This is a genomic window from Pseudomonas sp. NFPP28 (genome assembly GCF_900115535.1).
GTDB lineage: Bacteria > Pseudomonadota > Gammaproteobacteria > Pseudomonadales > Pseudomonadaceae > Aquipseudomonas > Aquipseudomonas extremorientalis.
Map to the genome: position 1 here is coordinate 234,066 of NZ_FOWT01000008.1, position 21,626 is coordinate 255,691.

Annotated in this window: 16 protein-coding genes; 3 read left to right on the forward strand and 13 right to left on the reverse strand. The window is 61.5% G+C overall.

Translation table 11 applies throughout. The features are described 5' to 3' along the window. Nucleotides 1–86 precede the first annotated feature (86 nt). The 8 genes from dbpA to betI all read right to left on the reverse strand — a co-directional run bounded on the left by dbpA (nt 87) and on the right by betI (nt 11,011). Complete coding sequence (dbpA, locus tag BM110_RS21505; protein ID WP_231501119.1) at nt 87–1,424, reverse strand: ATP-dependent RNA helicase DbpA; 1,338 nt, start codon at nt 1,422–1,424, stop codon at nt 87–89. 130 nt (nt 1,425–1,554) lie between these two features. Next, entirely contained in the window at nt 1,555–2,982 is a 1,428-nt protein-coding gene (gene mdtD, locus BM110_RS21510; protein ID WP_093514136.1) for a multidrug transporter subunit MdtD, read from the reverse strand. Between the two features lie 36 nt (nt 2,983–3,018). Further along, nucleotides 3,019–3,867 (reverse strand): alpha/beta fold hydrolase, encoded by an 849-nt coding sequence (locus tag BM110_RS21515; RefSeq protein WP_071490316.1) that lies wholly within the window; start codon nt 3,865–3,867, stop codon nt 3,019–3,021. A gap of 199 nt (nt 3,868–4,066) precedes the next feature. Next, nucleotides 4,067–5,383 carry a TldD/PmbA family protein gene (locus tag BM110_RS21520; RefSeq protein WP_093120724.1) on the reverse strand — a complete coding sequence of 439 codons (1,317 nt, stop codon included), beginning with the start codon at nt 5,381–5,383 and terminating at the stop codon, nt 4,067–4,069. After that, nucleotides 5,383–6,825, reverse strand: coding sequence for a TldD/PmbA family protein (locus tag BM110_RS21525; RefSeq protein ID WP_093120726.1), 1,443 nt, complete (start codon nt 6,823–6,825; stop codon nt 5,383–5,385). The genes BM110_RS21520 and BM110_RS21525 overlap by 1 nt, the downstream gene beginning before the upstream one ends. 181 nt (nt 6,826–7,006) lie before the next feature. Further along, nucleotides 7,007–8,710 (reverse strand): choline dehydrogenase, encoded by a 1,704-nt coding sequence (betA, locus tag BM110_RS21530; protein ID WP_093514137.1) that lies wholly within the window; start codon nt 8,708–8,710, stop codon nt 7,007–7,009. A gap of 143 nt (nt 8,711–8,853) precedes the next feature. Then, nucleotides 8,854–10,326 carry a betaine-aldehyde dehydrogenase gene (gene betB, locus BM110_RS21535; protein ID WP_092242109.1) on the reverse strand — a complete coding sequence of 491 codons (1,473 nt, stop codon included), beginning with the start codon at nt 10,324–10,326 and terminating at the stop codon, nt 8,854–8,856. Between the two features lie 91 nt (nt 10,327–10,417). After that, nucleotides 10,418–11,011: a transcriptional regulator BetI gene (gene betI / locus BM110_RS21540; protein WP_017735982.1), complete on the reverse strand. Its 594-nt coding sequence runs from the start codon at nt 11,009–11,011 to the stop codon at nt 10,418–10,420. Nucleotides 11,012–11,389: 378 nt separating this feature from the next. Here betI and BM110_RS21545 point away from each other — a divergent pair, with 378 nt between their 5' ends. Continuing rightward, the gene (locus BM110_RS21545) at nt 11,390–13,324 is read left to right on the forward strand and encodes a BCCT family transporter (RefSeq protein WP_256575450.1); all 1,935 of its coding nucleotides are present in this window, start codon (nt 11,390–11,392) and stop codon (nt 13,322–13,324) included. Between the two features lie 52 nt (nt 13,325–13,376). Here the strand turns inward: BM110_RS21545 and choV are convergent, their stop codons facing one another. The 3 genes from choV to BM110_RS21560 form a co-directional block, all read right to left on the reverse strand. Further along, nucleotides 13,377–14,555: a choline ABC transporter ATP-binding protein gene (gene choV / locus BM110_RS21550; protein ID WP_058426626.1), complete on the reverse strand. Its 1,179-nt coding sequence runs from the start codon at nt 14,553–14,555 to the stop codon at nt 13,377–13,379. Further along, entirely contained in the window at nt 14,552–15,397 is an 846-nt protein-coding gene (choW, locus tag BM110_RS21555; RefSeq protein WP_016972877.1) for a choline ABC transporter permease subunit, read from the reverse strand. Before choW ends, choV begins: the two co-directional genes overlap by 4 nt. Nucleotides 15,398–15,466: 69 nt before the next feature. After that, nucleotides 15,467–16,414, reverse strand: coding sequence for a choline ABC transporter substrate-binding protein (locus BM110_RS21560; RefSeq protein ID WP_092242112.1), 948 nt, complete (start codon nt 16,412–16,414; stop codon nt 15,467–15,469). A 415-nt stretch (nt 16,415–16,829) separates the two neighbouring features. Here BM110_RS21560 and BM110_RS21565 point away from each other — a divergent pair, with 415 nt between their 5' ends. After that, nucleotides 16,830–18,206, forward strand: coding sequence for an L-serine ammonia-lyase (locus BM110_RS21565; protein ID WP_093514139.1), 1,377 nt, complete (start codon nt 16,830–16,832; stop codon nt 18,204–18,206). 508 nt (nt 18,207–18,714) lie between these two features. Next, nucleotides 18,715–19,818, forward strand: a complete 1,104-nt coding sequence (locus BM110_RS21570) for a choline metabolism transcriptional regulator GbdR (protein ID WP_005792167.1) — start codon at nt 18,715–18,717, stop codon at nt 19,816–19,818. A gap of 96 nt (nt 19,819–19,914) precedes the next feature. Here BM110_RS21570 and BM110_RS21575 read toward each other — a convergent pair whose 3' ends face one another. Then, a complete protein-coding gene (locus BM110_RS21575; protein WP_010207120.1) occupies nt 19,915–20,178 on the reverse strand; it encodes a hypothetical protein in 264 nt (87 codons plus the stop codon). Nucleotides 20,179–20,463: 285 nt separating this feature from the next. Next, on the reverse strand, nt 20,464–21,624 hold the full coding sequence (locus BM110_RS21580; RefSeq protein WP_093514140.1) for a gamma-butyrobetaine dioxygenase: 1,161 nt from the start codon (nt 21,622–21,624) through the stop codon (nt 20,464–20,466). Between the last annotated feature and the right edge of the window lie 2 nt (nt 21,625–21,626).

The following is a 21,626-nucleotide window of genomic DNA, read 5'->3' on the forward strand; positions in this document are numbered from 1 at the left end:
ATACAAGTTCTGATTTGGAATACAGTCAAATGTGGGAGGGGGCTTGCCCCCTCCCACATTGGATCTCCATTGAAGCGGAGAGCCCGTTACAGGATGCGCACGCGCAACGAACGGCCTTTGATCTTGCCGTCATTCAAGCGCTGCAAGGCCTGCTTGGCGATCCCGCGTTCCACGGCCACGAAGGCCTGGAAGTCAAAGATCGCGATCTTGCCGACCTGGGCACCCGGGATGCCAGCTTCACCGGTCAACGCGCCGAGGATGTCGCCTGGACGAACCTTGTCTTTACGGCCTGCAGCGATGCACAAGGTGCTCATCTGCGGCAGCAACGGACCACCGCTTTGCGGCTTGAGGTTGTCCAGTTGGTCCCAGTTCAGTGGCGATTTCTGCAACTGCTCGATGGCCTGGGCGCGGTGCGCTTCGGACGGAGCGACCAGGCTGATGGCGATGCCGGTCTCACCGGCGCGACCGGTACGGCCGACGCGGTGGATGTGGATTTCCGAATCGCGGGCCAGTTCGACGTTGATCACCATGTCCAGCGAGTCGATGTCCAGGCCACGGGCTGCAACGTCAGTGGCAACCAGCACCGAGGTGCTGCGGTTGGCGAACATCGCCAGCACCTGGTCGCGGTCGCGCTGTTCCAGGTCGCCATGCAGGCCAACGGCGGAAATGCCCTTGGAGGTCAGGTGATCCACGGTTTCCTGTACTTGCTGCTTGGTGAAGCAGAAGGCCACGCAGGAGGCAGGGCGGAAATGCGCCAGCACCTTGGTCACGGCGTCCATGCGTTCTTCCGGTGAGATCTCGTAGAAACGCTGCTCGATCTGGTCATCGGAGTGGAACGCTTCGGCTTTGACTTGCTGCGGCGCGCGCATGAACTTTGAGGCCAGCTGCTTGATGCTCACCGGGTAGGTGGCGGAGAACAGCAGGGTCTGGCGGCGCGGCGGGGTCTTGCTGATGATGTCTTCGATGGCGTCGTAGAAGCCCATGTCGAGCATGCGGTCGGCTTCATCGAGGATCAGCGTGTTGAGGCCGTCCAGCACCAGCGAACCCTTGCGCAAGTGCTGCTGGATGCGGCCCGGTGTGCCGACGATGACGTGGGCGCCGTGCTCCAGGGAAGCGATCTGCGGGCCGAGGGACACGCCGCCGCACAGGGTCAGCACCTTGATGTTGTCTTCGGCACGGGCCAGGCGGCGGATTTCCTTGGCGACCTGGTCGGCCAGCTCACGGGTCGGGCACATGACCAGGGCCTGGCAGCCGAAGTAGCGCGGGTTGATCGGGTTCAACAGGCCGATGCCGAAGGCGGCGGTCTTGCCGCTGCCGGTCTTGGCCTGGGCAATCAGGTCCAGCCCCTTGAGGATCACCGGCAAGCTTTGCGCCTGGATCTGCGTCATCTCGACATAACCCAGCGAGTCGAGGTTAGCCAGCATGGCGGCGGACAGGGGCAAAGTATTAAAAGCGGTGGCGATGGTAGTCACGGGACTGGCTCTGCAAAACAAAATGTCGCGCAGTGTACCAGTCCCGTGGGAATTTCCCTGCAAGTTCTAGACGAGAAGCCTGTTAATGCTCGATGTCGTGCTCGCGGCTGACTACTCGTTTGCCATCGGTTGGCGACAACTGCAGGAAGATCGCCGCCGCCAGCATCGCCATGATGCCCACTGTCAGAAAGGTCAGTTGGAACGCGCCGAGTACGCTTTCCACCCCATCATTACCGGTTTCGGCGGTGAACCCGCCGAGCAGCGCACCCGCGCAGGCCACGCCGAGGCTGAGGGACAACTGCGCCACCACTGACAGCAAACTGTTGCCGCTGCTGGCCTGGGCGTCGTCGAGGTCGATCAGGGTGACGGTGTTCATCGCGGTAAATTGCAGGGAATTGATCGCCCCGAGTACCGCCAGCATGCACAACAGCAGCGGGTAGGGCGTGTGCTCGCTGACCAGGCCCATGCTCGCCAGCATGATGCCCAGCGCCAGCGTGTTGCCGGTGAGCACGATGCGGTAGCCGAGGCGTTCGATCAGGGGGCGGGCGATGGACTTGGCAAACATCGCCGCCGCCGCCAGGGGCAGCATGCTCATACCGGCTTCGGACGGTGAGTAACCCAGCGCGACCTGCAACAGCAACGGCACCAGAAACGGCAACGCACCGCTGCCCAGCCGCGCAAACAGGTTGCCGAGGATGCCGATAGCAAAGGTGCGGGTCTTGAACAGCACCGGCGAAAACAGTGGGTTGTCGATATGCCCGGCGCGCAGCCAATACGCCGCCAGGCACGCCAGCCCGCCGAACAGCAGCAACATCACCCGCAGGTGCGGCAGGTGCAGTTCGCCCAGGCCTTCCATGGCGATGGTGATCAACACCATTGCCGCGCCAAACAAGAGGAACCCGACGCCATCAAAGCGCGTGCGTTCGCTGCCGCGCAGATCGGGGATGAGTTTCCACACGGCGTAACAGCCGACCATACCCACCGGCAGGTTGATCAGGAAGATCCAGTGCCAGGTCAGGTATTGCACCATCCAGCCACCCATGGTCGGGCCGAGTAGCGGGCCGAGCAGGCCGGGAATGGTAATGAAGCCCATGATGCGCACCAGTTCGGAGCGGGGGTAAGCACGCAGCACCACCAAGCGGCCGACCGGCAACATCAGCGCGCCGCCCAGGCCCTGGATCACCCGGGCGCCCACCAGCATGGTCAGGCTGCTGGACAAGGCGCACAGCAGCGAACCGATGCTGAACAGCATGATCGCGCCAAAGAAGATTTTCTTGGTGCCGAAGCGGTCGGCGATCCAGCCCGAAGCCGGGATCAGCAAGGCAACGGTGAGCATGTAGGCGATCACCACCCCTTGCATGCGCAGCGGGTTTTCAGCGAGGTCCCGGGCCATGGCCGGCAACGCCGTGTTGAGGATTGTCCCGTCCAGCGACTGCATGAAGAAGGCAATCGCGACCACCCAGGGGAGCCAGCGGGCGGTCTTGGCATCGAGCGGGACGCGATTGGGCATAGAGAACCTTTTTGTTAGCTGGCTATGTGTCGGCGATTATGCGCCAACCGGGGTGCTTTTTCCCACCAGGAAATCCAGCAGTTCACGGTGTACCGCTGCGGCGGCTTCATTGGATTCGAGGTCGAGCAAGTGGCCAGTGTGTTCGGCCACGGCAAAGCTGCTGCGCCCTACGTACTGCTTGAACAATTGCGCTTCGGCGGCGGGGGTGTATTCGTCGAGTGCGCCGTTGAGGAAGTGCACCGGTGTTTCAATCTGCTTGAGTGTCGGCAGGTAGTTGCCGTCGCCCAAGGCCAATACCTGATGGATGTGAAAACGCGCCTGGCGGTATTCGGTGGTGGCCATGCTCGACAAGTGCCGGTGGTTGTTGCGCTTGAGGCGGGGCGACAGGTACTTGCCCACGGTCTCGTTGAGCAAGTGGCCGACCGCGGACTTGTCATCGGCCTCGATCAGCACGCGCACGCGCTCCACATAATCGAGCATGGCCTGGTTGAGGCTGGGCGCCAGGGCCATCACCACCGAGCTTTCGATGGACGGCGGGTTATGGGCCAGGGTCAGCAACGTCGAGATGCCGCCCCAGGAGGCCGACACCAGGTGGTTGACCTGGAAGCGCTCGACCAGGGCGCGCAGCATCTGCACCTCGTCGTCCTTGGTGACCAGGTCCAGTTCGGCGTTGTGTTCCCGGGAATAGCCGGAGAACGGCAGGTCGAACAGCAGCACATTGAAATGCCCGGCCAGGCATTTGCTGGTGCGGGCGAAGGAGCGCGTGGTGGACAGCGCGCCGTTGACCATCAGGACGGTCTTTTTTTCCGAATCGTTTCCTAGCTGCTCAACATGAACGTTGTAGTGCTTGAACAGCTTCTCTATGACAAAACTTCCATGGTTCATGTCAACGCTCCAGCTTGCCCTTCCCGGGCAAGGCCATGCTCTCGTGGGTGGGGTGGCGGGGTGCCACTAACCCTTATAACGAGGAATCTGGAGGTGAACAACAGGCCGAATGGCCAAAGTGTGGAGAAGGGAAGCTTCGCTACGGCGCAGGTAAATCCCCTGTAGGAGCCGGCAAGCCGGCGCCCACGAAGGATGGGGTTTACAGGGTGAGGGTCAGGCGTTTGACCAGGGCACCCGGCAACAGGTTGGAAGCGGTGTTGCGCTGGCTGTAGGTGCTGGCCGAGAGCAGCAATTCCCGCTCAGCGGTCAGGGCTTCAAGCTGCGAGCCGAGCAGGTTGTACACGCTGTCATCAAAGCGCATGGTGCTGACCGGTGCCTTGATCTCGCCGTCTTCCACCCAGAACGTGGCGAAGCGTGTCATGCCGGTCAGGCGCGCCGCCGGCAGGTCCGAGTAGTTCAAATACCACAGGTTGCTGATGTACAGCCCGGTGCCCAATTGCTTGAGGATATCGGCCTGGGCCAGGCCGCCGGCGGCCATCTGCAAGGCGCTGGGGGATTCGTCGCTGCTGGCGCCGTTGGTGCTCAGGCCGTATTCGGCGGCGCTGCGCGAGTTGACCAACTGGCCTTCGCCTTTGCCCGCGCTGATCAGTGTCACGTCACTGCGCGGATAGCCTTCGGTGGAAAACGCCTGGCTCAGGGAGCCGCTGATCTGTTCGTCCACGGTCACCAGCGGGCTCAGGGATTGTTCACCGGCATACAGCTTTTGCAGCGAACTGCCTTTGCTGGCAATGGCCTGGGCGGAAAAACCACCCCAGGTAATGAGGCTGATGATCTCTTCCAGTGCCGCCGGGGCGAGGTAGGCGCGGTACTGCCCGGGTGCCAGCTTGTGCAGCGGGCGGCCAAGGAATTCCAGTTGCTCGCGGGCTTGCTGGAAGCGCGCGGCGAACTCGGCGCTGTTCCAGGTGTGCCCGGCATAGCTGGCCTTGACCGCTTCACCATTGGCGTGGAACAGGCTGAAGTCGAAGTTGAAGCTGTTGGCGCGATGCCAGCCGAACGCGCCGTCCGAGCTGGCAAAGCCACGGCTGATCGGGCCGGCAGCGTAGAAACCGACCAGATCAACACCTTCAGCAGCCTGGCTGATGTCTTCCAACACCCGGGCCAGGTCCGGCAGCGGTCGCGTTTGTTCGTTGCTGCTTTGCCAGGCATTGTGGTTGAGCAGCAGGTACGGGTCCTTGGGTAGCAACGGCAAGGTGTCGCGCAGTTGTTGCAGGCCGTCGGCCAGGCGTTGGCGGTCCAGCCCCGCTTCGCCGGACAAGGTGATGCCCAGGTCGGCATGGCGGCCATCGTTGATCAGTTTCAGGGTGAGGCTGGCTTGTTGCACCTGGCCGGCCTGGCGCACCTTGGCGTGGTTGAAGCGTACGAATTCGGAGGCTTCATCCGCATAGCCGAGGTGGAATTGTTCGTTGTCGGTGATGGCCTGCTTGAGCCACTCCACCAGTGCCTTGAAATTGTTCATCAGGCATCTCCCCCAAATACATCGACATCACTGAATACGCAGGCCGGCGACGCATGGCCGACGCGAATCACCTGGTTGGGCTCGCCTTTGCCGCAGTTCGGTGTACCCAGCACCTTGAACGTACTGGCATCGCCGACGGCGCTGAGATTGCGCCAGAAGTTCGCGGAAATGGCCCGGTAGTTGGGGTTTTTCACCACGCCTTTCAACTCGCCATTTTCGATCAGTTGGCCCCATTCGCAGCCGAACTGGAACTTATTGCGCGCATCGTCGATGGACCACGAGCGGTTGGTCGACATCAGGATGCCGTTTTCGATGCCGCCGATCAGTTGCGCGAGGCTCTTGTCGCCTGCTTCGATATTCAAGTTGGCCATGCGATCGATGGGCGCGCGGTTCCAACTGCTGGCCCGGCTGTTGGCCACGCCTGGCATGCCTGCACGGAATTGCGACAGCGCTCCACCGAGAGGCTTGAGCAGCAGCCCCTCACGGATCAGGAATTGTTTGCTGGCTTTGGTGCCTTCGTCATCGTGGCCGTAGCTGGCCAGTTGTTCGGGAATGTCCGGGTCGAAGGTCACGTTCAGCAGCGGGGAGCCGTATTGCAGGTGGCCGAAGTCGCTGGCCTTCACAAAGCTGGTGCCGGCGTAATTGCGCTCGTCGCCGAGGATGCGGTCCAGTTCCAGGGGGTGGCCGATGGATTCGTGGATCTGCAGGATCATCTGGTCGGGCATCAACAGCAGGTCACGCGGACCGTTGGGCGTGTTCGGCGCGGCCAGCAGTTGCAGGGCCTCATCGGCGATGCGTGGCGCGGCGCCGACCAGGCCGAAGCGGCTGATCACGTCGAACCCGCCTTGCTGGCCGAAGTTGCTGCCGCCGAGGGTGCGGGTCTGGCTGTCATCACCGTCATAGGCGGTGACGTTGACGCCGGGGAATACAAAGCGCTGGGCCTGGCGCAACTGGGCACCGGCATTGTTCAGGTAGATCTGCTCGACGTGGGTCAGGCCCAGGCTGACTTCCCAGCTCACCAGGCGCTCGTCCTTGGGCACGGAGGCCGATTCGCTGCCGAGCAACTGGTAGCAATCGCTCAGGGACGGGAAGGGCTGTTGAAGCTCGGGCGACAGGTAATCGGCGACGTCACTGGAGACGTGTTGCTCGCGCAGGTCGAGCAAGGCGTGGGGGCTGATCAGGCGGGCTTGTTGTTCGGCACGCTCAAGGGCGGCTTGCAGGCCGGCGAGGGAAATGTCGTTGGTCGCGGCGTAGGCTTCCACACCGTTGAGACGCACGGTGAGCATGGCGCCCTCGTCGTGGCTCAGGTGGGGCGGTTCGGCGACGTTCTTGCGTACGGCCAGGTATTGGCCGGATTCGCGTACGTAGCGCAGCGAGAAGAATTCGGCGCGGGTGCGCAGGGCACTGAAATGCTGTTTGAGTGTGGCGTGGTGGTCGAACATGGGGCCTTCCTTGTGGGCGGCTCGTCGCGGGCAGGCAGACAGAGTAGCTGATCAAGGAGGGGTTTTGCAGTGACTGGTCGGGCCTCTTCGGGGGCAAGCCCCCTCCCACACTTGATCGGGTTCACACGGTCAAAAATGTGGGAGGGGGCTTGCCCCCGATGGGAACACCGCGGTGTATCCGTTACTGCGCGGTAGGGCCCACTTCACGCAGCGGCTTGCCACGTACCGGCGCGTCGCCTGCCACGTAGTAGTCGGCGGTGCTGCGTGGCAATGGCTTGCGGCCACGGATCTTGTCGGCGATTTTCTCGGCGATCATGATCGTTGGCGCGTTCAGGTTGCCGGTGGTGATGATCGGCATGATCGACGCATCGACTACACGCAGACCCTGCATGCCATGCACGCGGCCTTCGCCATCGACTACTGCCATCTCGTCGGTGCCCATTTTGCACGAGCAGGACGGGTGGAACGCCGTTTCGGCGTGCTCACGGACGAACTTGTCCAGTTGCTCATCGGTTTGCACATCGATACCCGGGCTGATTTCGCGGCCACGGTAGGGGTCCAGCGCCGGCTGCTGCATGATTTCACGGGTCAGGCGGATGCCGTCGCGAAATTCCTGCCAGTCCTGCTCGGTGGCCATGTAGTTGAAGAGGATGCTCGGGTAGTCCCGTGGGTTCTTCGACTTCAACTGGATGCGGCCACGGCTCGGCGAGCGCATGGAGCCCATGTGCGCCTGGAAGCCGTGCTCTTTCACACCGTTGCTGCCGTTGTAGTTAATCGCCACCGGCAGGAAGTGGTACTGGATGTTCGGCCATTCGAACTCTTCACGGGTGCGGATGAACCCGCCCGCTTCGAACTGGTTGCTGGCGCCGATGCCGGTGCCGTTGAACAGCCACTCGGCACCAATGGCCGGCTGGTTGTACCAGAGCAGCGACGGGTAAAGCGACACGGGCTGGGTGCAGGCGTATTGCAGGTACAGCTCAAGGTGGTCCTGCAGGTTTTCACCGACGCCTGGCAGGTCGTGGACCACCGGGATGTCGAGGCTTTCCAGCAGTTTGGCCGGGCCGACACCGGAGCGTTGCAGCAATTGCGGCGAAGCGATTGCGCCGCTGCACACCAGCACTTCCTTACGGGCGCGGGCTTCGACGCGCTCTTCGGCGGCGCCGATCAGGTAACGCACGCCAACCGCACGTTTGCCTTCGAACAACACTTTGTCGGTGAGGGCGTGGGTGACGATGGTCAGTGTGGAACGCTTCTTGGCGGTGTCCAGGTAACCGCGTGCGGTGCTGGCGCGACGGCCTTTAGGCGTGACGGTACGGTCCATCGGGCCGAAGCCTTCCTGTTGGTAACCGTTCAAGTCTTCGGTACGCGGGTAACCGGCCTGCACGCCGGCTTCGACCATCGCGTGGAACAGTGGGTTGTTGCCAGGCTTGGGCGTGGTCACGCTGACCGGGCCATCGCCGCCGTGCCAGTCGTTGGGGCCGATATCGCGGGTTTCGGCCTTGCGGAAGTACGGCAGGCAGTCGAGGTAGGTCCAGTCTTCCAGGCCCGGCAGCTTCGCCCAGTTGTCGTAGTCCATGGCGTTGCCACGGATGTAGCACATGCCGTTGATCAGCGAGGAACCACCCAGGCCCTTGCCACGCCCGCATTCCATCCGGCGGCCGTCCATGTGCGGCTCTGGATCGGTTTCGTAGGCCCAGTTGTAGCGGCGGCCTTGCAGTGGGAACGCCAGGGCGGCTGGCATTTGCGTGCGGAAGTCGAAACGGTAGTCGGGACCACCGGCTTCCAGCAGCAGGACGGTGACGCCTTCGTCTTCGGTCAGACGGGTCGCCAGGGTGTTACCGGCGGAGCCGGCACCCACAATGATGTAGTCGTATTCTTGGGACATTGGATGCACCCTCTTTGATGTGTGGTCAGGTCGGGCCTCATCGGGGGCAAGCCCCCTCCCACATTTTTGAATGTATGCGCAAATCAAAGTGTGGGAGGAGGCTTGCCTCCGATGGCGGCCTCAGGCAATACAAGGCCCGGGTCTTAGAACACCGAGGCGTAGTCGCCCAGCTCAACCTGTACCGATTTGATGCGGGTGAAGTTGTTCAGCGAGCTGATGCCGTTCTCACGGCCCACACCCGATTGCTTGTAGCCACCGACCGGCATCTTCGCGTCGGATTCGCCCCAGGCGTTGATCCAGCAGATACCCGCTTCCAATTGGTGAATCACGCGGTGAGCGCGGTTCAGGTCTTTGGTCACCAGGCCAGCGGCCAGGCCGAAGTCGGTGTCGTTGGCGCGGCGGATCACTTCTTCTTCGGTCTCGTAGGTGAGGATGCTCATCACTGGGCCGAAGATTTCTTCACGGACGATGGTCATTTCGTCGGTGCAGTCGGTGAACACGGTCGGGGCCACGTAGGCGCCTTTGGCGAAGTCGCCGTCGGTCAGGCGGTCGCCGCCGCACAGTACGCGTGCGCCTTCTTCCTTGCCTTTGGCGATGTAGCCCAGCACGCTTTCCATGTGGGCGAAGCTGACCAGCGGGCCGAAGTTGGTGTTGTCGTCCTGCGGGTCGCCGACGCGGATGCGCGCAACACGCTCGACGATCTTGGCTTCGAATGCCGCTTGCAGGTGCTTGGGTACGAACACGCGAGTGCCGTTGGTGCAGACCTGGCCGGAGCTGTAGAAGTTGGCCATCATCGCGATGTCGGCGGCGCGATCCAGGTCGGCGTCTTCGAACACGATCAATGGCGACTTGCCGCCCAGTTCCATGGTCACTTCCTTGAGCGAGGAGCTCGACGCGCTCGCCATGACTTTCTTGCCGGTGTCGGTGCCGCCGGTGAACGAGACTTTCTCGATGCGAGGGTGCTCGGTCAGCCAGGTGCCGACTTCACGGCCGCTGCCGGTCAGCACGTTGAACACGCCCGCCGGAACGCCGGCTTCGGTGTAGATCTCGGCCAGTTTCAGCGTGGTCAGCGAGGTGACTTCGCTTGGCTTGAAGATCATCGCGTTGCCGGCGGCCAGGGCCGGTGCGGATTTCCACAGGGCGATCTGGATCGGGTAGTTCCACGCGCCGATACCGGCAACCACGCCCAGCGGCTCGCGGCGGGTGTAGACGAACGAGGTGTCGCGCAGCGGGATCTGCTCGCCTTCGATGGCCGGCACCAGGCCTGCGTAGTATTCCAGCACGTCGGCGCCGGTAACGATGTCGACGTATTTGGTTTCGGAGAAGGCTTTACCGGTGTCCAGGGTTTCCAGGGCGGCCAGCTCGTCGTTGCGCTCGCGCAGGATGTCGACGGCACGACGCAGGATGCGCGAGCGCTCCATGGCGGTCATCGCGGCCCAGATTTTCTGGCCTTTCTCGGCGCTGACCACGGCACGTTCAACGTCTTCTTTCGTCGCGCGTTGCACTTGGGCGAGAACTTCACCGTTAGCCGGGTTGATGGCTTCGAAGGTGGCATCGCTGCCAGCGTCGCTGTAGCCGCCGTCAATGTAGAGTTTTTGCAGTTCGAAACGGGCCATAAAGTCCTCGCAAGTGCATAAGTGGTTGGCGTTGACTGCCGTACCGTAAGCCGGTGCGGCAGCGTTCAGGGGTTGAGCGTTTATGTGTGCTCTAACTCACCTGCTTGGCCAATTGGAAATCCATGTATTCGTAAGCGATCCGTTGCGCCTGCGCCGTGTCGAAAGCGTCTCCCGACAGGGCGCCGCGCAACCACAAACCGTCGATCAGGGCCGCCAGGCCTCGGGCTGCTTTGCGTGCGTGCGGCAGCGGCAGCACTCGGCGGAACTGGCAGCACAGGTTGGAATACAGACGTTGATCGTTGATCCGCTGCAACCTGTGCAATGACGGGTGGTGCATGCTGGTGGCCCAGAAGGCCAGCCAGGTTTTCATTGCCGGTCCGTTGACCTGGCTGGCGTCGAAGTTGCCCTCGATGATCACCTGAAGGTGCGCCCGTGGGCTGTCGTCCGTCAGCGCCTGCCGGCGCTCATGGACGTTGTCGATCAGCGCGTTCATCAAGTAGCGCATCGTCGCTGCAATAAGGCCGTTCTTGTCCTTGAAGTAGTGACTGATGATGCCGTTCGAGACGCCGGCCAAACGGGCGATCAGCGCAATGCTGGCATCTCCCATTCCGACCTGATCGATGGCCGTCAACGTGGCTTCGATCAACTGCTGGCGGCGTATGGGTTGCATACCGACCTTGGGCATGTAGCACCTCTCCTTAGGCCTGCGGCGGGCGATAAACGTCCGTCGGCTTGATGGCCAGTCTATTTTGTTTTGATTGAACGTTCAATCAACAAAGAATAAGATCTGCGACAAATGGTCGCGTCCTACAGGTATTTCCCACCTGCAGGCGCGACATCCGGCACCTGGTTAAACCCCCGAAACGTCCCTGGGCACTGCGCCCGTGGGGGACAGGGGTTTAAGGGGTGTCTTTATAACACCCGTCCGTCGACTGCCGAAAAATCGATGTCCCGGGATAACCGTTGCCTTGTGTTTCTCTCTCGCACTGCCCGGAGCATCTGCGCCATGAGTTCTGCCTCTCTTATAAAAACCCCACCGGAAAAGGTGCGGGTCAACGGTTGGGTGTTCTACACCTCCACCGCGCTGATTCTGTTGTTGACTGCCATTCTGATCATCGCCCCGCAGGAGGCCGGGCGCATGCTCGGTGTTGCCCAGGCGTGGCTTTCGAAAAGCTTCGGCTGGTACTACATGGTGGTCATCGCCGCATACCTGGTGTTTGTGGTGGGCCTGGCGTTTTCGTCCTACGGCAAGTTGAAACTGGGCAGCAAGGACGACACCCCGGACTTCAGCTACGGCGCCTGGGCCGGCATGTTGTTCTCCTCGGGCATCGGCATCTCGCTGCTGTACTTTGGCGCCTCGGAGCCGCTGGACCATTACTTCAACCCGCCCGAAGGCGCAGCCGCCAGCAATGGCGCCGCACGCCAGGCGCTGCAACTGACCTTCCTGCACTGGGGCCTGCATGGCTGGGCGATCTATGCCCTGGTCGGCCTGGCCGTGGCGTACTTCGCGTATCGCCATAACCAGCCGCTGGCCCTGCGTTCGGCGCTGTACCCGCTGGTGGGCGAGCGTTGGGTGAAAGGCGCGGCCGGCCATGCGGTGGACGGTTTCGGTATGTTCGTGACCCTGCTGGGCCTGGTGACGAACCTGGGGATTGGTTCGATGCAGGTGTCGTCCGGGTTGGAAAACCTGTTCGGCATGCAGCACAGCAACACCAACCTGTTGATCGTGATCATCGTGATGAGCACCGTGGCGACCATTGCTGCCGTGTCGGGCGTGGAGAACGGCATCCGCCGCCTGTCCAACCTCAACATCGTGCTGTTCAGCGGCCTGTTGATCTTTGTGCTGTTGTTCGGCCCGACCCTGCATTTGCTCAACGGCCTGGTGCAGAACACCGGGGACTACCTCAACGGCATCATCCTGAAAACCTTCGACCTCTACGTGTACGAAGGCGACGCCGACAAGACCGAACGCTGGATGGGCCTGTGGACCCTGTTCTACTGGGCGTGGTGGATTTCCTGGGCGCCCTTCGTGGGCATGTTCATCGCGCGGATTTCCCGTGGTCGCACGGTGCGTGAACTGGTGGCCGGCGTGCTGCTGATTCCGCTGGGCTTTACCCTGGCGTGGCTGTCGATCTTCGGTAACTCGGCCCTGGACCTGGTGCTGAACCACGGTGCGGTGGAGTTGGGCAAGACGGCGCTGGAGCAGCCTTCCATGGCCATCTACCAGTTGCTGGAGCATTATCCTGCGTCGAAAATTGTTATCGGCGTGTCGATCTTTGTAGGCTTCGTGCTGTTCCTCACCCCGGCGGATTCGGGCGCGGTGATGATGGCCAACCTGTCGTGCAAAGGTGGCAACGTGGATGAAGATGCGCCGCACTGGCTGCGGATCTTCTGGTCGGTGGTGATCACCCTGGTGACCATCGGCCTGCTGTTTGCCGGCAACTTCGAAGCCATGCAAACCATGGTGGTGCTGGCGGGGCTGCCGTTCTCGGTGGTGCTGATCTTCTTTATGTTCGGCTTGCACAAGGCGATGCGCCAGGACGTGGCCATCGAACAGGAGCAGGCGCAATTGGCCGAGCGTGGTCGCCGTGGTTTCAGCGAGCGTCTGACGGCGCTGGACCTGCAACCGAGCCAAGGCACCGTGCAGCGTTTCATGGACAAGCATGTGACGCCGGCGTTGGAAGAGGCGGCGACGGCGTTGCGTGATCAGGGCTTGGAAGTGCAGACCCTGCTCGGTAAGTCCAAGCGTTGCATCGGTGTGCGCATCGAGATGGAAGAGGGCAACCCGTTTGTCTATGAAGTGAGCCTGGATGCCTACTCGTCGGCGCCGAGCGACCTGCCCGAGGAAGAGCGCACTCGCTACTACCGTGCCGAGGTATACCTGCACAACGGACCTCAGGAATACGACCTGATGGGCTTCACCCAGGAACAGATCACCCGGGATGTGCTCGATCAGTTTGAAAGCCATCGGCAACTCCTTGGCCGGGTCTATAGCTGATAGTTGAAGACGGGTGGTGTCCTCACTGACACCACCTGTCTACTGTGCAGTGTCAGCCCAGGTTCTTGCCCAGCAGGGCGTGGTACAGCTCACTGTCTCCCAGAATCCCCACCACCTGGTTGTTGTCATGCAACACCAGCTTGTTGCCGGTGTGATAACGAATCTGCAACGCATCGCGCATGCCGATGTTCGAGTCCACCAGTGTCGGCAATCGACCCAAACCTTCCACCGCTTGCCCCGGCGCCCAGTTCTGCAGGTTCATCACCGCGCCGTTCTGGCGGGCGCCCTTGATGGTGTTGCCTTCGGCCAGGTCCAGCCACGAGTCGCCGCCCGGATCGAGGCATACCGAACCGTTCACGCGCTTGCAGTTGTCCAGGGTGCGCATCAGGCTGCGACCGCACAGCACGTTCAGCGGGTTGGTGTGGGCGACGAAGGTACGCACATAGTCGTCCGCCGGGTTCAGCACGATCTCTTCCGGCACGCTGTACTGGATGATCTTGCCGTCTTTCATGATTGCGATACGGCTGCCCAGCTTGAGCGCTTCGTCGAGGTCGTGGCTCACGAACACGATGGTTTTGCTCAGCTTGCGTTGCAGCTCCAGTAACTCGTCCTGCAGGCCTTGCCGGATCAGCGGGTCGAGGGCGGAGAAGGGTTCATCCATCAGCAGGATATCGGCGTCCATCGCCAACGCTCGGGCCAGGCCGACGCGCTGCTGCATGCCGCCGGAGAGTTCGTCCGGCTTCTTGTTGCGCCACTGGGTCAGGCCCACCAGTTCAAGCTTTTCATCCACCAGCTTGCGCCGGTCTTTCTCTGGGCGGCCCTGCATCTCCAGGCCGAAGCTGATGTTTTCGCGCACCGTCAGCCAGGGCATCAGGGCGAACTTCTGGAACACCATGGCGATGCGCTTGGTGCGCATCATTTTCAGCTCGGCGGGCGTGCAGGACGCGATGTCGATCTGGCGACCTTCATGCTCCACGAACAACTGGCCACGGCTCACGGTGTTGAGACCGTTGATGCAGCGCAGCAGGCTCGATTTGCCGGAGCCCGACAGGCCCATCAGCACGCAGATCTCACCTTTCTCGATATCCAGGCTGGCTTTTTCCACGCCGACAATCTGTCCGGTCTTTTTCAGGATCTCGTTACGGCTCATGCCCTGGTCCAGCAGCTTGAGCGCTTCGCGTGGGTCTTTGGAGAAGATCACGTCGACTTTGTCGAATCGGATAATGCTCATGCATCACCCCCTACTTTGGCGTCGGGTTGTTTGCAGATGCGGTCGAGCATGATGGCCAGCAGGACGATCGCCAGGCCCGCTTCAAAGCCCAGGGCGATGTCAGCGGTGTTGAGCGCGTTGACCACCGGCTTGCCGAGGCCGTCGGCGCCCACCAGGGCCGCGATCACCACCATCGACAACGACAGCATGATGCATTGGGTAATGCCGGCGGCAATGCTCGGCATGGCGTGGGGCAGTTCAATGCGCGAGAGCAACTGACGACGCGAGCAGCCAAAGGCCTTGCCGGCGTCCATCAACTCTTGCGGTACATCACGGATACCCAGGTAGGTCAGGCGGATCGGCGCGGCAATCGCGAACACCACCGTGGAAATCAGCCCAGGCACCACACCCAGCCCGAAGAGGGTCAGGGTAGGGATGAGGTAGACGAAGGTCGGTACGGTCTGCATCAGATCGAGCACCGGCCGCATCATGGTGTAGAACAACGGTTTGTGCGCGGCAACAATGCCCAGCGGCACACCGATGACCACGCAGACCAGGGTGGCGAACAGCACCTGCGCCAGGGTCTCCATGGTTTCCTGCCAGTAACCCAGGTTGAGGATCAGCAGGAAGGAGGCGATGACAAAAACAGTCAGTCCCCATTTACGTTGGATAAAGTGAGCCAGCAGCGCAATCAGACCGATCAATGCCAGCGGATTGAACCAGGTCAGCGCAAACGTCACGCCGTGGATCATCGTTTCCAGTGTCGATGCGATTGCGTCGAAATAGTTGGCGCCGTGTTGGGTCAACCATTCGACGAAGGCAGCGATGTACTGGCCTAGTGGGATTTTCTGTTCAGTCAGCATGGTAGTGAATGTCCACATGCGAAGAGGGAAAACATCCCGGGGCAGCGCACCGCCCCGGGGTCAGCGGCATTACTTGGAGAGGTAAGCTTTCACGGCCTCCAGGCCAGGTTTGCCATCAACGGTGGTGACACCGGCGAGCCAGGTGTCGAGTACTTGAGGGTTCTTCTTCAGCCAGGCTTTCGCCGCGGCGTCGGGTTTCATCTTGTCGTCCAGGACATTACCCATCAGGGTGCTTTCCATGTTCAGGGTGAACACCAGGTTCTTCAGCAACTGACCCACGTTGCTGCATTCCTGGGTGTAGCCCTTGCGGGTGTTGGTGTAGATGGTGGCCTGGCCGTAGTTGGGGCCGAAGGAATCATCACCCCCGGTCAGGTACTTCATCTTGAAGCGGGTGTTCATCGGGTGCGGTTCCCAGCCGAGGAACACGATGGCCTGGTCGCGCTTGGTGGCGCGTTCGACCTGGGAGAGCATGCCGGCTTCGCTGGACTCGACGACTTTGAAACCGGCGGTTTTCAGGCCGAAGGCGTCTTTGTCGATCAGCGTCTGGATGGTGCGGTTGCCGTCGTTGCCCGGCTCGATGCCGTAGATCTTGCCGCCCAGCTCATCCTTGAATTTGGCGATATCGGCGAAGTCCTTCAGGCCTTTGTTGTACAGCGCTTCCGGGACCGCCAGGGTGTACTTGGCGTTCTCCAGGTTGGCGCGCACGGTTTCCACGGTGCCGGCATCGCGGTACTGCTTGATGTCGTTTTCCATGGTCGGCATCCAGTTGCCGAGGAAGATGTCCATGTTCTTGCCGTCGGCCAGGGACTTGTAGGTCACGGGCACCGAAATCATCGTGGTGCGTGGCTTGTAGCCCAGGCCCTTGAGGACTTCGCTGGTGGCGGCGGTGGTGACGGTGATATCGGTCCAGCCGACATCGGAGAAGTTGACGGTCTGGCATTGTGCCGGTTCTGCAGCGTGCGCCACGACTGGCAGACTCAGCATGGCGGCCAACAACAACGAGGGTGAAGCTTTCATGGGGCTAGACTCCTGTGTTTTTTCTGGCGGCGTTCGCCGCGCTTTATAAGTGTTGCGGTTGGAGCGTGCGACAACAGCTCTGGCACGGTGCCTTGCAAACGAGTCGAGACTGATCATGTACCAGTGAAAATCTGACGCCTACAGGGGGCGTCGTATCCAGTACAGGGAGGGTCGTATCCAGTGTCGGTGACGTCGCTTACAGGTTTTTCCCAAGGCAAAACTGCAGTTTTTGCCCATCTGCACCGCTAAAAACGGCCAAAACCGGTGATCGCACAGGCGCGACGCTGGTGAGCATGGGTGCGTCGGTGTGAGACGCCGTGACGGCAAACAAAAGCTTGATGATGCCGCCATCTGGGCGATCTGAGCGTAGCAGCTCGTTGGTGTCCGGCCTGTTCACCTGCGGAGTTCCACGTTAATGGCTATCAGTGTTTTCGACCTGTTCAAGATCGGCATCGGGCCTTCGAGTTCTCATACCGTCGGCCCCATGCGCGCCGCGGCGTTGTTCGTTCAAGGGTTGCGTGAACGTGACCTGTTGGAACAAGTGCGGCGCGTCGAAGTTCAGCTGTATGGCTCGCTGTCGGCCACCGGCATCGGCCATGGCAGCGACACCGCGACCATCATGGGCCTGATGGGCGAATGGCCGGACGCCATCGACCCGTCGCAGATCGGCCAACGCATCCACACCCTGCGCGAGACCGACACCCTGCTGCTCGACGGGCGCTTGCCGGTGCCCTTTGTCTGGGCCAGGGACATGCGCCTGCTCGACGAAAACCTGCCGTTCCATCCCAACGCCATGACCCTGGTGGTGGCGGGTGACAACGGCGAGCTGCACCGCGACACCTACTACTCGGTGGGCGGCGGTTTCGTGGTGGATGAGGCCCAGGCACAAAGCGGCGTGGCCGACATGGACCGCACCGAGTTGCCTTACGATTTTTCCAGCGCGGTGGAGCTGTTGCAGCTGTGCAAGACCCACAACCTGCGCGTGGCCGAGTTGATGATGGCCAACGAGAAGGTCTGGCGCTCTGAAGATGAAATCCGCAGCGGCCTGATGAAACTCTGGCGCGCCATGCAGGATTGCGTGGAACAGGGTCTCAAGCACGAAGGCATCCTGCCCGGCGGCCTCAACGTGCGCCGGCGTGCCGCCAAGTTGCACCGCAGCCTGCAGGAGTTGAACAAGCCCAATGTGATTGGTTCGACCCTGAGTGCCATGGAATGGGTCAACCTGTTCGCCCTGGCGGTGAACGAAGAAAACGCCGCCGGTGGACGCATGGTCACGGCGCCCACCAACGGCGCTGCCGGGATCATCCCGGCGGTGCTGCATTACTTCATGAAATTCAGCGAAGAAGTCACCGAGGCCAATGTGGTCGACTACCTGCTTGGTGCGGCGGCGGTGGGCATTCTGTGCAAGAAGAACGCCTCGATCTCCGGCGCCGAAGTCGGCTGCCAGGGCGAAGTGGGCTCTGCCTGCGCCATGGCCGCCGCCGGGCTGGCCGAGATCCTCGGCGCCACGCCGGAGCAACTGTGCAATGCTGCCGAAATCGGCCTGGAACACAACCTGGGGCTGACCTGCGACCCGGTGGGCGGCTTGGTGCAGGTGCCGTGCATCGAGCGCAACGCAATCGCGGCGGTGAAGGCGATCAACGCGGCGCAAATGGCGCTGCGCGGCGACGGCCAGCACTTTATCTCCCTGGACCGGGTGATCCGCACCATGCGCGATACCGGAGCGGACATGCATGACAAGTACAAAGAGACATCGCGCGGTGGGTTGGCGGTCAGCGCGGTGGAGTGCTGAGACCGCGTTGCCTGCATCGGGGGCAAGCCCCCTCCCACATTTGGATTGGTGAACACAGTCAAAGGTGGGAGGGGGCTCGCCCCCGATAGCAATCATCCAGGCGCCGCTGCGCAAAAAGTGAACACCCCAACCAAAAGCGCCACCTTTTAGCGCGTCGCAAATAGATAAGTAGCTTGCGAACGATTTTCGACCTGACCACTGGCCTCCCGCGCTTTGGGTGACAGACTTCTCCCACACCCGAAAAGCGCCTTCCCACAAGTGCTACCGATCTGCTCACACACCTTGCCCGGGCGTGTTCCTACGGCCAATTCCAGCCATAACCGTACGTGCGGCGCGGGCTTATTTAGACGCGTCATGAGGTCGTTTTTAGGAGTTATTGGACGGCCATTCAAATTTAGGCATGGCATTTGCTCTATCAATTCAAAGCCTCTCTCCTCGCCGGATGAAGAGCGCAATAACAAGAGCCTCGCCTGAGGCCATCACCCGCTTTGTGTGAGGAGATACCGCGATGACGTCGTTCAACTCCGGGGCCCAACCCCAGAACCGTGCGCCTCAATCCATCGGCTTTTTGCTGCTGGACAATTTCACGCTGATTTCCCTGGCCTCCGCAGTCGAACCGCTGCGCATGGCCAACCAGCTCTCCGGCCGCGAGCTGTATCGCTGGACGACCTTGAGCGTCGATGGAAACCAGGTGTGGGCCAGCGACGGTCTGCAAATCACTCCCGATGCTTCCATGCACAAAGCGCCCGCTCTGGATACCGTGATCGTGTGCGGGGGTGTGGGTATCCAGCGTACCGTGACCCGTGAACATGTGTCGTGGCTGCAAAGCCAGGCACGCCAATCGCGCCGCTTGGGCGCGGTATGCACCGGCAGTTGGGCCTTGGCTTGCGCCGGTCTGCTCGACGGTTTTGATTGCAGCGTGCATTGGGAATGCCTGGCTTCGATGCAGGAAGCCTTCCCCCGCGTGGCCATGAGCACACGCCTGTTTACCCTCGACCGCAACCGCTTCACCAGCTCGGGCGGCACCGCGCCGCTGGACATGATGCTGCACCTGATCAGCCGCGATCACGGTCGCGAACTGTCGGCCGCCATCTCCGAGATGTTTGTGTACGAACGCATCCGCAACGAGCAAGACCACCAGCGCGTGCCGCTCAAGCACATGCTCGGCACCAACCAGCCGAAGCTTCAGGAAATCGTCGCGCTGATGGAAGCCAATCTGGAAGAACCGATCGACCTGGATGAACTGGCGGTATACGTCGCCGTCTCACGTCGCCAGTTGGAGCGGTTGTTCCAGAAGTACCTGCATTGCTCGCCGTCGCGTTACTACCTCAAGCTGCGCCTGATCCGTGCACGGCAGTTGCTCAAGCAAACGCCGATGTCGATCATCGAAGTGGCGTCGGTGTGCGGGTTTGTGTCCACGCCACACTTCTCCAAGTGCTACCGCGAATATTTCGGCATTCCGCCACGGGATGAACGCGTCGGCTCCAACACCACCCAACAGGTGGCGATGATGCCAATTCCACAGGCGCTGGTGTTGTCGCCGTTGTCGGGGCCGATGTCGGCGTTGAGTCAGGCGCGCAATGAGTCGACGTTTGCCAGCGTAAGGCTCTAGACCGAGGTTTCTGCATCGGGGGCAAGCCCCCTCCCACATTTGGATGGGTGAACACAGTCAAAGGTGGAAGGGGGCTTGCCCCCGATAGCAATCTAATCAGGCGCCAGAGTTCTGCTTGAACTGCACCAGTGCCGGCAACAACTGCTTGTCGATTGCCTGGCGCACGGCCGGCAGAATCGTCGCACTGCCGGTGTACATCTGCTCCACCATGCCCTTGAGCGCCTTGGCCCGTGCCTCGCTCAAGCCGCGCACCGCGCACTCGCAGGCCTGCTCGGCAGTGGCGCCGCTGGACACTTCGAAACCCAGCGAGCGCAGTTGGCCCAGCAGGTCATCCTGGTCAATCAAATCCGCGTGCATCATGACGTTTATCCTGGTGAGGTGAACGGGGTCTGACTGGGATTCTGGTAGCCACCCAAGAGGGCGGCAAGCGCAGATTGTATGAATGCCTCAGATGGCTATGAGCATGTCGTTTTCGGGCCATTTACCGGCGGCGGTAATGGGCACACTGAGTACCAGCAAACAGCTTGAAGGTTTGGTCACCCTCGGGATGTCACGCTCACACAAGGCCCTCTGCCTCGATCCAGTCACGGCTGGATCGGGGTTTTTTTGTGGGGGCGGGCTTGCTCGCGAAGGGCGCGCCAGGGTCTACCGTTGCAACACCAAAATGCGCGAGAGCAACTCATCCCTATCGATATAACACCCTTGAAAATGCCGAGCCCCGGAAGCCGGGTCAAAAGCGTGACGCGCATGCAACGTGCGGCGGTTATCGAAGCACCACAGCTCACCGGGGTTCAGGCGCTGCACCACACGAAAGCGATCTTCCCGGGTCATGGCGATAAAGCGCCGATAGGCGCGATACAGCAACGGCATCTGTTCCACACTCGTCTCAAACGGCCCGCGTAGAAAATTGGCCATGCGGATCTCCGCGATATCGCCCAAGGCATCCAGCGCAATGATCGGCGCCAACTGGCGGTAGTCGCTGTGACGGTCCTTGTTGCGAAACTCTACCGGGATGTCGCACAGCGCCAGGAACGCTTCGGGGTCTTCGGTACGCAGGGCGCAGGCGATGGCAAACCCATCGACAAAAATACTTTCGCCACCGTCGGCATCGTTCACCAGGCAATGCAAAAACTGCAGGCCCGGTTGCAGCTCCCGCGTGGGCAAGTCACTGTGCAACGGCAGGTTGAAGGCGGTGTAGGCATTGCTGTCGGCATCGGCCTTGGATTGCACGTTGAACAGCACGCCGAAGTTGCTCTCGCGGATGAATGAAATGCGCTTGGCGACCAGCGCCAGGGCGCCGGGCTCGGTGGGCACGCCGCGGATTTGCGTGAGGCCGCAGTCACGTAGCGCCAGCAGCCACTGCAACAATGCGTGGGGGTCTTGCATGACCGCTGAATAGTCGAACACCGGCAGTTGGAAGCGGCTGTCCCACAGCTGGGGTTTGGGCTTCGCCGCCCAGCGTTCGGCGCGGGACTCATCGTCGTAGGCATGCGCCCGCAGCCAGCCGGGGTCGTACTGGCTGCGGTGGCCGCCGCTCCATTGCACGCTCAACAAGCCTTGATCGATGCGTGCGTCGACAGCGCTGAGGTGCTCGTCCACATCGACAATCTCCAGCACCTGCTCGCGGGTCACGCTGTACACGCATTCCGCGCAGGGGCAGTTGTCCCGCAGCCACTGATGATGAAACGGGCTGACCCGCCCATCGGCCCATTGCACACGAATCTGATCATTTAGCACCCGCACCTGCGCAAGGTCGCAGATCTTCGGGTAGGTACGGAAATCGGCAACAGCGGCGGCGGTTTGCATGG